Here is a 14628-nt window from a genome sequence, read left to right on the forward strand (position 1 = left end):
CCGTCCAGCAGGACGACGAAGAAGCACAGCGCGAAGATCAGCCATTGATAGCGCGAGAAGGGTTCGCGGTTGATGAACGCCTGGACGTCCAGGGCAGGGGTTTCTGGTCTCATGTCTCTCTCTTCTGGATATTGGGGGGTACGGCTGTTTTATTTTTTGTGCGAAAAGTATAAAACAATGCAGAAGTTATTTGTGCGGTCAGTGCGCATATGTGCGGTTAGCGAACACAATCGTGTTTTGTGAAAGAAAACACAAAGGCCCCCGCCCGTCGGGCTGGCGCGGGCAGGGGGGATGGCAGCGGTGAAGGAAACTGTCCGAAAACCCAAGCCAGCCATGGGCGCTGGCGTCAGGCGGTTCTGCTCAGGGGGTGCGGATATGATCGATCAGGGCGATGGTGGCTTCATCGGGGGGCGGCGTGAGCAGGCTGACGATGACCATGGCAGCCATCCCGACCGGGACGCCGAAGATGCCGGCCGAGATCGGCGCGATGTGGAACCATTGCCCGGCGGCACTGCCGCCGAAGGCGGGGTTGGTGTGCAGCATGTAATACACGCACATCAGGAAGCCGCAGACGATGCCGGCAATCGCGCCGGCCTGGTTGGCGCGCTTCCAGAACACACCCAGTACCAGCGCCGGGAACAGCGTGGAGGCCGCCAGCGAGAAGGCCGCACCGACCATGGAGAGGATGTCGCCCGGTTTCAATGAAGCGGCGTAGGCCGCCAGCAGCGCCACCACCAGCAACAGCAGCTTGGAAATGGTCACGCGTTTTTGCGTCGAGGCGCTGGGGTCGACCACCTTGTAATACACGTCATGCGAGAGCGCGTTGGAGATGGTCAGCAGCAGTCCATCCGCAGTGGAGAGTGCTGCGGCCAGCCCGCCTGCTGCCACCAGTCCGGAGACGAAATACGGCAGGCCGGCGATCTCGGGCATGGCCAGCACGATGATGTCGCCATCCATGGAAATCTCGCCCAGTTGCACCAGGCCATCGCGATTGAGATCGTTGATGGAGACCAGTGGATTGAGCTTGTCCATGTTGGCCCAGTAATACACCCAGTCCGGCAGATGGCTGTAGCTGCTGCCCACCAGCGAAGTGTAGATGTCGTATTTCACCAGTACCGTGAGCGCCGGTACGGTAAGGTAGATCAGCATGATGAAGAACAGCGTCCAGAACACCGAACTGCGCGCGCCCGCCACGGTGGGCGTGGTGTAGTAGCGCATGAGGATGTGCGGCAGCGCCGCCGTACCGAGCATCAGGCAGAACACCAGCGCCAGGAAATTGTTGCGTTTGATGTCCGAGCTTTGCTGGTCGCGACCGGGGAAGGGTTCGGTCTGCGAGACCGGTGGCTGCGAACGTGCCAAGTTGGCCGCGCGTGCTTCGGTCCATTTGCGCTCAGCCTCTTCGGGCGACTTGGGATAGGACGACAGCGCACGGCTGGCGGCCTTGATGTCGGCCAGCGACGCGTGGGTATCACGCCGTACCTGGTCGGCCTGATTTTGCGCTTCGACCCGCCCATCGAGCCAGGATTGCGGCAGGCCCTTGAGCTTGCGGTCGTAGTCATCGGCGCGCGCCTGGAAGATCTTGCGCACTTCCTTTTCCTTCGGATCGTCTTCCAGCTTGTGTTCCAGCGCCGAAAGCTTGGGCAGCACCGCGCCATAGGCCACCGGCGGCACGGGTACCGTCGCATGCTTGGCCGAGAGCCAGATCACCGGAATCAGGTAGGCGAACAGGATGATGATGTATTGCGCCACCTGGGTCCAGGTGATGGCGCGCATGCCGCCCAGGAAGGAGCACACCAGGATGCTGGCCAGCCCGAGGAAGATGCCGATGGAAAAATCGATGCCGGTGAAGCGCGAAGTGATCAGCCCCACGCCATAGATCTGCGCCACCACATAGGTGAAGGAGATCAGGATGGTGGCCGCCACGGCCAGGATGCGGATCACGTTGACCCCGTGGCTGCCGGGTTTGCCCGGATAGCGCGCGGCCAGGAAATCGGCGATGGTGTATTGCCCGAACTTGCGCAGGTAGGGCGCGATCAGCAGGGCCACCAGGACGTAGCCGCCGGTCCAGCCGAGGATGTAGGCCAGTCCGTCGAAGCCCTGCAGGTAGAGGCCGCCGGCCAGGCTGATGAAGGTCGCCGCCGAGATCCAGTCAGCGGCCGTGGCCATGCCGTTGAAGAGCGGCGGTACGCGCCGTCCGGCGACGTAGTATTCGGGCACGTCGGAGGTGCGGCAGACCACGCCGATGCCGGCATACAGGCCGATGGTGACGAACAGGAACAGGTAGCCGATCCACGAGCGCGGCATGCCCTCGCGCTCCAGGATGGCCAGCACGCACAGGAAGATGATGAAGCCCAGCGTGTAGAAACCATAGTAGCGGCACAGCCGCCGGAAGAAGTCCTTGTTACTCTCCATGCCAGTGCTCGCCTTGTTCACGTCGGACCAGTTGTTCGATGCGGCGCATGCGGCGCACGTAGAGGACCACGATGGCCAGGTAGATCAGCATCATGCCCTGCGCGGCCATGTAGAAGGAGACCGGCCAGCCGAACAGGTGGACCCGGTCCAGTTCGCGTGCGAAGTAGATGAAGAAGAACGTGGCGGCGAACCACAGCGCCAGCAGCCAGGCCGTCATGCGGCGGGTGCGGTGCCATTGGTTGCCGGGATCCGGGGGAGGCGTGCCGTGGTCCATGTCAGGTGATGTCGTCGAAGAAGGGCGTGCGCGGCATCATGCGAAAGCTCACGCGAAAGAGGCTGCCCGGATATTTGGGATCGCTGCTGCGCGGATTGTGGGTGATCTCGACGATCGCCTCGTGCTGCTGCGCGATCTCGCGCACGATGGCCAGGCCCAGGCCCGAGCCCGGCTGGTCCGGCGCGGCATTGCGATAGAAGCGCTCGAAGACGCGCTCGCGGACCTCGGCCGGGATGCCGGGTCCGTTGTCGGTCACGGTGATGATGATCTGGCTGCGCTTCTTCTCCAGTCCCACCGTGACCTTGCCGCCCTCCGACGTATAGCGCAGGGCATTGTCGATCAGGTTCATCAGCAAGCCCATCAGCTGCGCCTCATTGCCGTTGACCATGGCGCTCTCCAGCGTGGTCTCCAGCCCCAGGTCGATGCCCTTCTTGAGCGCCAGCCCGGCCAGTTCCTCCAGCACCATGGCGGCCACCGCCAGCAGGTCCACCGGGGCGCGCGGGAAGGCACTGCTGTTGGAGGCTTCGGCCTGCGAGAGCAGCAGCAGCTTGTTGGTCAGGTCAGTCATGCTGCGGCTGCCTTCCTGCAAGGAGGCCAGCACCTGTTTCACCCGCGCCGGATCGTCCAGCTGGCGCGCGAACTGGATCTGCGAATCGATCACTGCCAGGGGCGTGCGCAACTGGTGCGCGGCATCCGCCACGAAGCGCTTCTGTACCGTCACCTGCGCATTGAGGCGGAAGATGTACTGGTTGATGGCCTCCACGATGGGCCGCAATTCTTGCTGCAGGCCGCCAGCACGTAGCGGCGTGAGCGAATCCGGCTCGCGCGTGGCCAGCTCATCCTTGAGCGCCAGCAGCGGCCGCAACTCCATCGTCAGGCCCAGCACCACCAGGCTGATGGCCAGCAGCAGCAGCACGATCTGGCGCCGCAAGGAGGCGTGCCACTGGTCGTCGATCATTTCCTGCCGTCCCTGCATGGTCTGGCCCACCGAGACCGCCACCATGCGCAGCGTGCCTTCGTCGAACAGCGCGCGGATGTAGCTGACCACGCGCAGCGGCTTGCCCTCGAAGGTGGTCGTGGTATAGACCGGATAGAGCGCCGCAAAGTCAGGCTCGGCGGGGAAGTCGGGGCGTCCGGCCAGCAGCGTCTCGTCATCCATCCGCACCTGGTAATACACCGCATCCTGTGCCGGGGAGGCGAACAGTTCCAGCGCTGCAGGCGGGATCGAGACCACCGGTGCGCCATCGTTCCAGCCGACCTGGCCGGCCATCATGCGGGCCGAGGCCAGCAGCGCGCGGTCCTGTACCAGGGTGGCGCTGGAGACGGCATTGTCATACGCGTCGCCCGTAGACAGGCCCACATAGACCGCCATCGGGATCAGCAGCCACCACAGCAGCCGCAGGCGCAGGCTGTCAATCATCTTTCTGTTTGAGCAGATAGCCCAGGCCGCGCAGGGTCATGATGGCTGCGCTGGAGTGTTCCAGTTTCTTGCGCAGGCGCGAGATGTAGATTTCGATGGCGTCCGCGCTCGGTTCTTCGGAGAGGCTGAAGACCCCCTTCATCAACGCGGTCTTGGAAACCGTCTTGCCTTGCTTCAACATCAGCACTTCGAGCACGTCATGCTCGCGCGCCGGGAGCGCCAGCGTCACGCCGGCCACCGCAAACTGGCGCGTATTGCTGTCATACACCAGGTCGCCGCAGTGGATCTCGGCGGCCTTGTCGGGCGTCTGGCGGCGCACCAGCACCTTGATGCGGGCCACCAGTTCGCGGATCTCGAAGGGCTTGACCAGGTAGTCATCGGCCCCGGCACCGAGGCATTCAACCTTTTCATCGATGGAGCCGCTGGCGGTGAGGATCATCACCGGCACGCCGTTGTGGCGCTCGCGCAGGCGGCGCAGCACGTTCTTGCCGTGCAGCTTGGGCAGCATCAGGTCCAGCAGGACGACGTCGTAATTCTCGTCGCGCAGGACCTGGTCGGCGATCTCGCCATCGGCGGCGATATCGACCTTGAACTTGTGTTCCTTGAGGATCTGCTCCAGCCAGTGGGCGAGCTGGGGATTGTCTTCGATCAGGAGCAATTTCATGCGATGGTCTCGTGTTTCTTGAGGTTCTTTTTTGTTGCGCTGCAAAGCAGAAAGCCGGAATTTGGAAAGCTGGATGAAGGTTTCGGCTTCTTAGAATAGGCCCGCAGTCTACAAGAGATGGCGACAGACCATCCAACCAAAATGTGGAGACAATCATAATGCGTCACGACCTTCGCGTGTTCCCGCCCCTCGGAACGCCTGCCCTGCGCCGCCGCCTGCGGACCCTGGGCGCCACCGCCATCGCTGCCTGCGCCCTGGGCCTGGCGGCCCCGCAAGCCCATGCCGCCGACAAGATCATCATCATGGTCGGTGGCATCAACAAGCTCATCTATCTGCCGCCCAAGCTGGCCGAAAGCCTGGGCTACTTCAAGGAAGAAGGCCTGGACGTGGAGCTGCAGTCGCAGCCGGCCGGGGTCGATGCCGAGAATGAACTGCTGGCCGGGGCCGTGCAGGCCGTGGTCGGCTACTACGATCACTCCATCGACCTGCAGAGCAAGGGCAAGGAAGTCACTTCCATCACCCAACTGCTGCTGGTGCCGGGCGGCATGGAGATGGTGCGCGCCGACCTCGCCGACAGCGTACGCAGCATGGCCGATCTCAAGGGCAAGACCCTGGGCGTGACCGGGCTGGGCTCGTCCTCCAGCTTCCTGGCGCAATACCTGGCCAGCCGCGCCGGTCTCAAGGCTGGCGACTACTCGATCCTGCCGGTCGGTGCCGGCAATACCCTGATCGCCGCCATGAAGCAGAAGCGCGTGGACGTGGCCTGGACCACCGAGCCGACCACCTCCATCCTGCTGGCCTCCGGTGCGGCCAAGGTGCTGGTCGACATGAGCAGCGTTGACGGCACCAAGGCCGCGCTGGGCGGCCTCTATCCGGCGTCCAGCCTGTACGTGCATCGCTCCTGGATGATGAGCCACAAGGCGGAATCGCAGAAGCTGGCGCGTGCCTTCGTCAAGACGCTCAAATACATCCAGACCCATTCGGCCGAAGAAGTGGCCGACAAGATGCCCAAGGACTATTACGGCGGCAACAAGGCCATCTACGTGCAGGCGCTCAAGGCCTCGCTGCCCATGTATTCGCCCGATGGCAAGATGCCTGCGGGCGGGCCGGAACAGGTGTTGAAGGTGATGGCCGGTTTCAATCCCAACATCAAGGGCAAGAACATCGACCTCTCCAAGACCTATACCAACGAGTTTGTCGACGCGGTAAAGTGAATTTTGCCCGTTATATGAAGGCACCGTAGAATCCACGGGCTTTCGCACTGATTTCCTGGAGCTGACGTGAACAAAAATCTCCGCCGTGGCCTGCTCTCGCTGGCCGTTGCCGGCACCATGCTGGCCGCATTGCCGATCCACGCTGTGGCTGCCGCCAAGGTCACCATCATGGTGGGCGGCATCAACAAGATGGTCTATCTGCCCGCCAAGCTGGCCGAGCAACTGGGCTACTTCAAGGAAGAGGGCCTGGACGTGGAGCTGCAGTCGCAGCCGGCCGGGGTCGATGCCGAGAATGAACTGCTGGCCGGCGCGGTGCAGGCCGTTGTCGGTTTCTATGATCATTCCATCGACCTGCAGACCAAGGGCAAGGAAATCACCGCCATCACCATCCTGGGCCAGGTGCCCGGCGAAGTGGAGCTGGTCTCCACCAAGGCTGCGCCGCACTTCCAGAGCATGGCCGATGCCAAGGGCAAGACCCTGGGCGTGACCGGGCTGGGCTCGTCCACCAACTTCCTGACCCAATACCTGGCCTCGCGCCACGGCATCACCTCCAAGCAGTTCTCGGTGCTGCCGGTGGGCGCGGACAATACCTTCATCGCCGCCATGAAGCAGGGCCGCATCGATGCCGGCATGACCACCGAACCGACCGCGTCGCTGCTGCTCAAGACCGGCGACGCCCAGGTGCTGGTGGACATGCGCACCGTGGAGGGAACGGTCAAGGCACTCGGCGGGCTGTACCCGGCCTCCAGCGTGTATGTACAGCGCAGCTGGCTCAACAGCCACAAGGAGGAAGCGCAGAAGCTGGCGCGTGCCTTCGTGAAAACGCTCAAGTTCATCAACACGCACACCGCCGAGCAGATCGCCGAGAAGATGCCCAAGGACTACTACGGCAGCAACAAGGCGCTGTACATACAGGCCCTGAACAATTCGCTGCCCATGTATTCGCCGGACGGCAAGATGCCCAAGGGCGGGCCGGAGACCGTGCTGGCCGTGCTGTCCGGGTTCAATCCCAACGTCAAGGGCAAGCATGTGGACTTGTCCAAGACCTATACGGATGAATTCGTCAACGCCGTGAAATGAGGCGGCGACTGGCTGCTGGCCAGTCTCGCTGAAAACTATATAAACGATATACGCCATGATGCGCTCCGGCGCGTCAGGGGCGCGCTCAGCCCGAATTCAACCCCAAGCCACGAAAGAGCCCCACGATGAACGCCATCAACCAGCAGGCCTTCACCCCCGCCGGCCAGGCCGCCCAGGCTACGCCGGCCATTGAATTGCGCAACGTGAGCTGCCGCTTCATCACGGCCGACGGCCGGGCGACGGTGGCCCTGCGCGATTTTTCCATGAGCGTGGCGCGCGGCGAATTCGTGGCCGTGGTCGGCCCGACCGGCTGTGGCAAGTCGACCACGCTTTCGCTCATTACCGGCCTGCTCAAGCCGACCCTGGGCGAGGTCCGGGTGATGGGGCAGCCGGTCAACGGCATCGATCCGCGCATCGGTTTCGTGTTCCAGAACGATGCGGTCTTTCCCTGGCGCAGCGTGCGCGACAACGTGGCGGCCGGCCCCATGTTCCGTGGCCAGTCCAAGGAGCAGGCCCATGCGCTGGCCGATGAATGGATCCGCCGCGTGGGCCTCGACAAATTCGGCGACCACTATCCGCACCAACTCTCCGGCGGCATGCGCAAGCGCGTGGCGCTGGCCCAGACCTTCATCAACAGCCCCGAGATTTTGCTGATGGACGAACCCTTTTCCGCACTGGACATGCAGACCCGCACCCTGATGCAAGATGAACTGCTGCGCCTGTGGTCGGCCCATTCGGGTTCGGTGGTGTTCGTCACCCATGACCTAGAGGAAGCCATTGCGCTGGCCGACAAGGTCTATGTGCTCACCGCCCGCCCGGCTACCTTGAAGAGCGTCTATCCGATCGACCTGCCGCGTCCGCGCGTGATGGAGGAGGTGCGCTACGAGCAGCGCTTCATCGATATCTCGCGGCGCATCTGGGCCGATCTGCGTGAAGAAGTTCACATCGCTTAAGCGCTTGCATCAGCCGGAGCGCCTTCGATACGCCGCTGCGCGGCTACTCAGGTCGAACGGTCAGCGGATGCATCATTGAACTCCGTTCGCTCTGAGTAGCCGCACAGCGGCGTATCGAAGAGCGCGCACGGAACTCAACTTTTTTCTGAAGAGCAGGGGAGCAACATGACACAAGCACAAGCACAAGCCAGCCACAGCGCCGCGACGATGGACATCGCCGCCGTCGAAGCCGAGGCACAGCGCAAGATCCGCGCGCGAAAACAACTGGTCATCGGCCTGCGCATCGCTATCCTGGTGATCGTGCTGGGCGGCTGGGAAGGCGGCGCGCGGCTCGGCTGGATCGATCCCTTCTTCTTCTCGCAGCCGTCGGCCATCGTGGCGCAGATCGTCGAGTGGATGGTCGAGGGCACCTCGCAAGGCCCGCTCTGGACGCAGGTTCTGGTGACATTGGAAGAAACCGTGCTGGGCTTCCTGATCGGTTCGGTGGCCGGGGTCATCGCCGGCATCATCCTCGGGCGCAACAAGCTGCTCTCGGACGTCTTCAGCCTCTACATCCAGATCGCCAATTCGATTCCGCGCGTGGTGCTGGGCTCGATCTTCGTCATCGCCTTCGGCCTGGGCATGGCCTCCAAGGTGGCGCTGGCGGTGGTGATGGTGTTCTTCGTGGTGTTTGCCAATGCCTTCCAGGGCGTGCGGGAAGCCGACCGCTACATGATCGCCAACGCCCAGATCCTCGGCGCCTCGCCACGCCAGGTGACCATGGCGGTGGTGATCCCGTCGGCACTGTCGTGGATCCTGGCCAGCCTGCACGTGAGCTTCGGGTTTGCGCTGGTCGGTGCGGTGGTCGGGGAGTTCCTCGGTTCCAAGCAGGGCATCGGCCTGCTGATCTCCACCGCCCAGGGCGCCTTCAATGCCAGCGGCGTGTTCGCGGCCATGATCGTGCTGGCCGTGGTGGCGCTGGCGGCGGACTGGCTGCTGCATGCGCTGGAACGGCGCTTGCTGAAGTGGCGCCCGCAGGCCTTCTGATGAGAAATGCCTGAGGGCGTAAAATGACGCGGAAATGGTCGGGGACACGGCAGCGTGTCCCCGCCGTGTTTTGATCCGCGCGTTTCCACTTCCTTTCCGTCATGTCAGCCAACCAGCCGCCTCGCCCGAGTGACACCGCTGCATCTGCCTCACCCTCCCTCAACGATCCCGTGACCCAGCGCGCGCTGCTGTGGATCGTCGCTTCCGGCTTCTTCATGCAGACGCTGGACACCACCATCGTCAACACCGCCTTGCCCGCCATGGCGCGCAGCCTGGGCGAGCCGGTGCTGAACATGCACCCGGTGGTGGTGGCCTATACCTTGACGATGGCTTCGCTCACGCCAGCCTCGGGCTGGCTGGCCGACCGCTTCGGCACGCGCCGCGTGTATTTCGCGGCGATCCTGCTGTTCGCGCTGGGTTCGGTGCTGTGCGCCATGGCACCGACCCTGCCGCTGTTGCTGGCCGCTCGCGTGATACAGGGATTGGGCGGCTCCATGCTGCTGCCGGTCGGTCGCCTGGCCGTGCTGCGGGCAGTGCCGGGCGCGCAATACATCGCGGCACTGGCCTCGATCTCGATTGCCGGGCAGCTCGGTCCGGTGGTCGGTCCTGTACTGGGCGGGTGGCTGGTAGAAAGCCTGTCCTGGCACTGGATCTTCCTGATCAACCTTCCGGTAGGTGTACTGGGGATGGGGGCCGTACTGTACTTCCTGCCCGATGACAGCCTTACCGGTACACCTCGCTTCGATCTGTTCGGCTGCGCCTTGCTGTCCGCCTGCATGGTGGCCTTCTCGCTGGCGCTGGACGTGCCTTTCGATACCCACCGTACTGGTTGGAGTTTGGGACTGTTCGCTCTGGCAGCACTGACTGTACTGGTCTACTGGCGCCATGCGTCCGTTCATCCGCGTCCACTGTTCCGGCTCGGTTTGTTCGGGGAACCCAATTTCAGCATCGGACTGGCAGGTAACCTGGTCTGCCGTATCGGTTCATCGGCAGTGCCGTTCCTGTTGCCGCTGCTGTTGCAGGTACGGCTGGGCTATTCACCGCTGCATGCGGGCATGCTGCTGCTGCCGGCCGCCATTGCGGGCACCATTGCCAAACCGTGGATCGCGCCGCTGGTCAAGCGCTTTGGCTATGACCGCTTCCTGTTGATCAATACCGCCATCGTCGGGATCTCCATCGTATCGTTCGCGCTGATTACGCCGGGTTGGCCGCTGGCCGCGTCCATCGTGCAACTGGCGGTATTCGGCGCCTCCAATTCCATGCAGTTCGCGGCCATGAACAGCGTGACCCTGAAGGGCTTGCGCAAGGAAGATGCGGGCAGCGGCAACAGTCTTTTCTCGATGGTGCAGATGCTGGCCATCGGCCTGGGCGTGACCATCGGCGGGACCATGGTCAATGCCTTCAAGAGCGAGGCGGGTGTGGCCACCAATGCCAGCTTCCAGATCACCTTCGTGATCGTCGGGCTCATCACCCTGGTCTCGGCCTGGGTGTTCCGCAAGATGGATCCGCGTTACTTCAGTTGAGCGCGGCTCAGGTTTCGCTCCACTGGCGCAGGAGGTTGTGATAGCAGCCTACCAGCGTGCGCCGTGCGAGTGCATCGGCGTCGGTCTGGTTCAGGCGCTGGATGGCATTGTCCATGTCGAACAGCATCTGGCGCTGGCCATCGTCGCGCACCAGGCTCTGCACCCAGAAGAAGCAGCCTACGCGCACGCCGCGCGTGACCGGGGTGACGGTGTGCAGGCTGGTGGCCGGATAGAGCACCATGTCGCCCGCCGCCAGCTTGACGCTGTGCATGCCGTAGCTGTCATCGATCTGCAGTTCACCGCCGTCGTAGTCTTCCGGATCGGCCAGAAACAGCGTGGCCGAGACATCGGTACGCAGCTTGCGTCCGCTGTGCGGATGGATGCGCACGCTGCCATCGACGTGGGCACCGAAGGTCATGCCCTCGCCATAGCGATTGAACATGGGGGGATAGATCAGATTGGGCAGCGCCGCGCTGATGAAGCGCGGGTGCCGCTCCAGCGCGGAGACGATGATGCGCTGGCATTGCAGGGCGACGTCGGACTGCTCGTCGATCTGCTGGTTGTATTTCACGGGCGCGCCCTGGTAGCCCGCCGTCACGCGCCCATCCACCCAGGCCGGTCCTGCGTTGTCCAGCAGGCTGCGCACGGTCTGCAGGGCTTGCGGGTCCAGCAGCTGGGGGATGGTGATGAGCATGGGCGCGTCCTCTTTCCTTACATGCGATAGGTCAGCGACAGCAGGGCGGTACGGCCCGAACCCGGGACCGAACGGCCGCCGTCGGATTGGATCAGCGCATCGTAATACATCTTGTCGGTCAGGTTGTAGAGGTTCAGGCGGATGTCGTAGGCCTTGGTGGTGTAGGCCAGCATCGCGTCGTAACGCGTGTAGCCGCCGACCTGCACCGTGTTGGTGGCATTGGCATAGCGCTGCGACATGTAGGTTGCGCCGCCACCGATCTGCCAGTGCGGAGCGACGTCATACGTGGTCCACGTGGTGAAGGTGTGCTTGGGCGTGTTGACCGGGATCTTGCCGACCGAGGTATCGGCCACGGCACCGCCGACCACCTTGGCATCCAGGTAGGTGTAGTTGGCGGCGATCTGCCAGTCGCGGGTGATGCGGCCGGTCGCGCCCGCACGCGCGCCGTTCACGCGCACCGTGCCGGCCAGTTCGTAGACGCCGGTGGCGACCTGGCTGCGGGCGTTTTCCTTGGTGATCTGGAAGCCTGCGGCGGTCAGCGCCAGGCCTTCGGCTACGTCCCACTTGCCGCCCACTTCGTAGGAGCGGTTCTTTTCCGGGTCGAGGTTCTGCTGGCCGGTGGTGCCGGTCAGCTGTTCCAGCGAGGGATTGAAGGACGTGCCGTAGGAAACGTAATACGACTGCGCCGCGCTGGGCTGCCAGATCGCACCCGAACGCACGCTCACGAAGTTCACGCTCTGCTGCGCATAGCCCAGTGCGGTGGAGCCGGCGGTATTGCCCGAGTTGATCGAGTTGCTGATGCTGGCCACGTAGCGGTCATAGCGCAGTCCGCCGACCAGTTTGAATTGCGGTACCAGCTCGATGGTGTCGCCGACATAGGCGGCGATGGTGTTGGCACTGCCGCCGGCACGGTTGCCTGCGGTATCGGCCACGCTGCTGCCGGCGGCGCTGTAGGAAGGATTGACCAGGCTCACGCAATCCATGTAGCCGGTGGTGGCTCCGCTTGCGTTGAGCGAGCGGCCATTGCAGCTGCCGTTGCGGTAGTAGTTCTGGTTATCGTAACCGTCGTGACCAACTTCCACGCCCACCAGCGCATCGTGCTTGACGCTGCCGGTGCTGAACTTGGCGGCCAGTTCGGTCTGGTTGAAGATGGAGTAGTCGTTGATGTTGCGGTCATGGCTCTGACCGCGCACGAACAGGCTCGACAGGGGCAGACTGCTGGCCGCATTGGTGAGCGCCGTGAAGCCGCTGGACGAGACCGTGCCGATGGTATTGGGCGCGGTTTCCACGGCATTGGTGTGCACGTAGTTGAACTGGGTCTGGTTGCGCAGGGTGACGTCGGGCGCGATCTTGTGCTTGATGCCGGCATTGAACGCGGCCACGTCCTGGATGGTGCGGTCGCTGTTCAAGCCATAGGCGGTGTTGCGGTCGACGTTGACGGGATGGCCGTTGAGCGGCGGCAGGCCGTAATCGGGCTGGTCCTGGTTGTGCTGCAGCAGGGCCGAGAGCGTGATTTCAGTGGAGGTGCCGATACCCCAGACATAGGAACCGGCCAGGCCGAAGTCCTGCACATCGGTCTGGTTGCGCGTGCTGGCCGCGCCGTTCTGGGCCATGGCTTCGATGCGCAGGGCCGAGGTGTCCGACAGCGGGCGGTTGACGTCCACCGTGCTGCGCACCAGGCCATTGGTGGTCACCGAGCCGGTGATCTCGGTGGCGGCCTTGAGGTTGGCTTTCTTGCTGACCTGGTTGATGATGCCGCCGGTCGAGCCGCGGCCGAAGAGCATCGAGGAGGGGCCCATCAGGACTTCCACTTCTTCGATGGCGAAGGTGTCACGGTAGTACTGGCCGCGATCGCGGAAACCGTCGAGATAGATGTCGGTACGCGCCGAGAAACCGTTGAGGTTGATGTTGTTGCCGATCTGCCCGCCTTCGGCACCGCCCAGCGTGATGCCGGAAACGTTGCGCAGCGCATCGGCCAGCGAACTGACGCCCTGCGATTGCATCTGCGCCTTGTTGACCACCGTCACCGATTGCGGCACGTCGTGCAGGTCGGCCGGCAGCTTGGTGATGGCCGTGCCGGTGCTGGCGAAATCATCGCGGCGGCCTTCCACCGTCACCGGGGCCAGCTGGCTGCCGGTGGCTGTGGTGGCGGTCGTGCTGGTAGCGGGAGAGGCCTGCTGCGCGTGGGCGGAGAGGGGAGCGGCAAACGTGGCCACCAATGCGGCGGCGATCGGCGTGAGACGGTTCATGTTCTTCTTGTCGGTGAAGTGGAGTAGGAAACGATGAGCCGATCCTGCTCGCGCAGGACCGGCTCGAATGGCTGGCTACTCCGTCCTTCAATGGCAACAAGGAAGTCCGTTTGGCTGGCTGATGACCAGTGTTCTTTTTTTACATGCTAATGATCGGGATTCTCATTCGCATGGCTGGCAAGATTAAGGTGGAAGTCTGACAAATCGCTGTCATGAAGCTGACGCTGAACTGAGTGTGACGAAAAAGAAACACTCTTTACATGTCGCCGCCCGCCTGGGGGATCGCCTGATTTGCAGCATTGCCTGGGCTGCAATACGATGCAGCGGTTACGCAGATGTTTTGCGCCGTTTTTCTCTACCGAAGTCCCCTATGAATGTTCTGCTGGTCGAAGACGACCCGGTACTCACCGACGGTCTGTCGCGGGTCCTCAACTCGCACGGTTTTACCGTGCATACCGTCAACAACGGCAACGATGCGCTGTCGCAGCGTTTCAACGCGGCCGTGCTGGTGCTCGACATCGGCCTGCCCGGCATCGACGGTTTCGAAGTCCTGCGCCGCATGCGCGCCAATGGCAACAACACCCCGGTGCTGCTGCTGACCGCACGCGACACCATCCCCGACCGCGTGCATGGCCTGGAGCTGGGTGCCGATGACTACCTGGTCAAGCCTTTCGCCACCCCCGAACTGGTGGCGCGCATCAAGGCGCTGATCCGCCGCAGTGCGCCGCAGCCGGCACAGCTGACCGTGGGCGGGCTGTCGCTGGACAACGCTACCAAGCGCGCCGACATCGACGGCCGCAAGATCGAACTGTCGCTGCGTGAATGGACGGTGCTGGAATACCTGATGCAACACGCTTCGCGCGTGGTCTCCAAGCAGCAGATCATCGATGCCGTCCTGCCCTGGGGCGAGGATTTCACGATCAATGCGGTCGAGGTGTATGTCTCGCGCATCCGTCTGAAGATCGCGGATTCGGGCGTGGTCATCCGTACCATCCGCGGCTTCGGCTACATGCTCGAAAAGAGCGAGAACTGAGCCGGCAGGCCGCGTCATGACGGTCATCGACCAGCAGCCGGCCGCCACTGCGGCCAACACGAACAACTCGGCCGATGCTATCCCGC

Annotated in this window: 12 protein-coding genes; 6 read left to right on the plus strand and 6 right to left on the minus strand. The window is 63.3% G+C overall.

What is annotated here, in order from left to right:
• Window positions 1-360 precede the first annotated feature (360 nt).
• Genes B3873_RS00065 through B3873_RS00080 form a run of 4 tightly spaced genes read right to left on the minus strand, consistent with a single transcriptional unit; the run spans window position 361 to window position 4770 of the window.
• A complete protein-coding gene (locus B3873_RS00065) occupies window positions 361-2412 on the minus strand; it encodes a sodium:solute symporter family protein (protein ID WP_209533553.1) in 2052 nt (683 codons plus the stop codon).
• A complete protein-coding gene (locus B3873_RS00070; RefSeq protein WP_034329583.1) occupies window positions 2402-2686 on the minus strand; it encodes a DUF4212 domain-containing protein in 285 nt (94 codons plus the stop codon). Before B3873_RS00070 ends, B3873_RS00065 begins: the two co-directional genes overlap by 11 nt.
• Before the next feature lies 1 nt (window position 2687).
• Window positions 2688-4106, minus strand: a complete 1419-nt coding sequence (locus B3873_RS00075; RefSeq protein ID WP_286863420.1) for a sensor histidine kinase — start codon at window positions 4104-4106, stop codon at window positions 2688-2690.
• On the minus strand, window positions 4099-4770 hold the full coding sequence (locus tag B3873_RS00080; RefSeq protein WP_034338420.1) for a response regulator: 672 nt from the start codon (window positions 4768-4770) through the stop codon (window positions 4099-4101). The genes B3873_RS00075 and B3873_RS00080 overlap by 8 nt, the downstream gene beginning before the upstream one ends.
• 158 nt (window positions 4771-4928) lie before the next feature.
• On the opposite strand from B3873_RS00080, the gene B3873_RS00085 reads away from it, so the two are divergent.
• From B3873_RS00085 to mdtD, 5 genes are all read left to right on the plus strand, one after another.
• Window positions 4929-5984: an ABC transporter substrate-binding protein gene (locus B3873_RS00085; RefSeq protein ID WP_286863421.1), complete on the plus strand. Its 1056-nt coding sequence runs from the start codon at window positions 4929-4931 to the stop codon at window positions 5982-5984.
• Window positions 5985-6050: 66 nt separating this feature from the next.
• Entirely contained in the window at window positions 6051-7064 is a 1014-nt protein-coding gene (locus B3873_RS00090) for an ABC transporter substrate-binding protein (protein ID WP_039784518.1), read from the plus strand.
• 125 nt (window positions 7065-7189) lie between these two features.
• Window positions 7190-8017: an ABC transporter ATP-binding protein gene (locus B3873_RS00095; RefSeq protein ID WP_051156266.1), complete on the plus strand. Its 828-nt coding sequence runs from the start codon at window positions 7190-7192 to the stop codon at window positions 8015-8017.
• A 165-nt stretch (window positions 8018-8182) separates the two neighbouring features.
• The gene (locus tag B3873_RS00100) at window positions 8183-9043 is read left to right on the plus strand and encodes an ABC transporter permease (RefSeq protein ID WP_286863422.1); all 861 of its coding nucleotides are present in this window, start codon (window positions 8183-8185) and stop codon (window positions 9041-9043) included.
• A gap of 101 nt (window positions 9044-9144) precedes the next feature.
• On the plus strand, window positions 9145-10566 hold the full coding sequence (gene mdtD, locus B3873_RS00105) for a multidrug transporter subunit MdtD (protein ID WP_286863424.1): 1422 nt from the start codon (window positions 9145-9147) through the stop codon (window positions 10564-10566).
• A 7-nt stretch (window positions 10567-10573) separates the two neighbouring features.
• Here mdtD and B3873_RS00110 read toward each other — a convergent pair whose 3' ends face one another.
• Together B3873_RS00110 and B3873_RS00115 are read right to left on the minus strand one after the other, a co-directional pair.
• The gene (locus tag B3873_RS00110) at window positions 10574-11260 is read right to left on the minus strand and encodes a Fe2+-dependent dioxygenase (RefSeq protein ID WP_034330332.1); all 687 of its coding nucleotides are present in this window, start codon (window positions 11258-11260) and stop codon (window positions 10574-10576) included.
• 17 nt (window positions 11261-11277) lie between these two features.
• Window positions 11278-13509, minus strand: coding sequence for a TonB-dependent receptor (locus tag B3873_RS00115; protein ID WP_286863425.1), 2232 nt, complete (start codon window positions 13507-13509; stop codon window positions 11278-11280).
• 370 nt (window positions 13510-13879) lie between these two features.
• Here B3873_RS00115 and B3873_RS00120 point away from each other — a divergent pair, with 370 nt between their 5' ends.
• Window positions 13880-14542 carry a response regulator transcription factor gene (locus tag B3873_RS00120; RefSeq protein WP_008331064.1) on the plus strand — a complete coding sequence of 221 codons (663 nt, stop codon included), beginning with the start codon at window positions 13880-13882 and terminating at the stop codon, window positions 14540-14542.
• Window positions 14543-14628 lie beyond the last annotated feature (86 nt).

Origin of the sequence: Herbaspirillum sp. UBA812 (genome assembly GCF_002296545.1) — a bacterium.
Classification (GTDB): domain Bacteria; phylum Pseudomonadota; class Gammaproteobacteria; order Burkholderiales; family Burkholderiaceae_D; genus Herbaspirillum; species Herbaspirillum huttiense.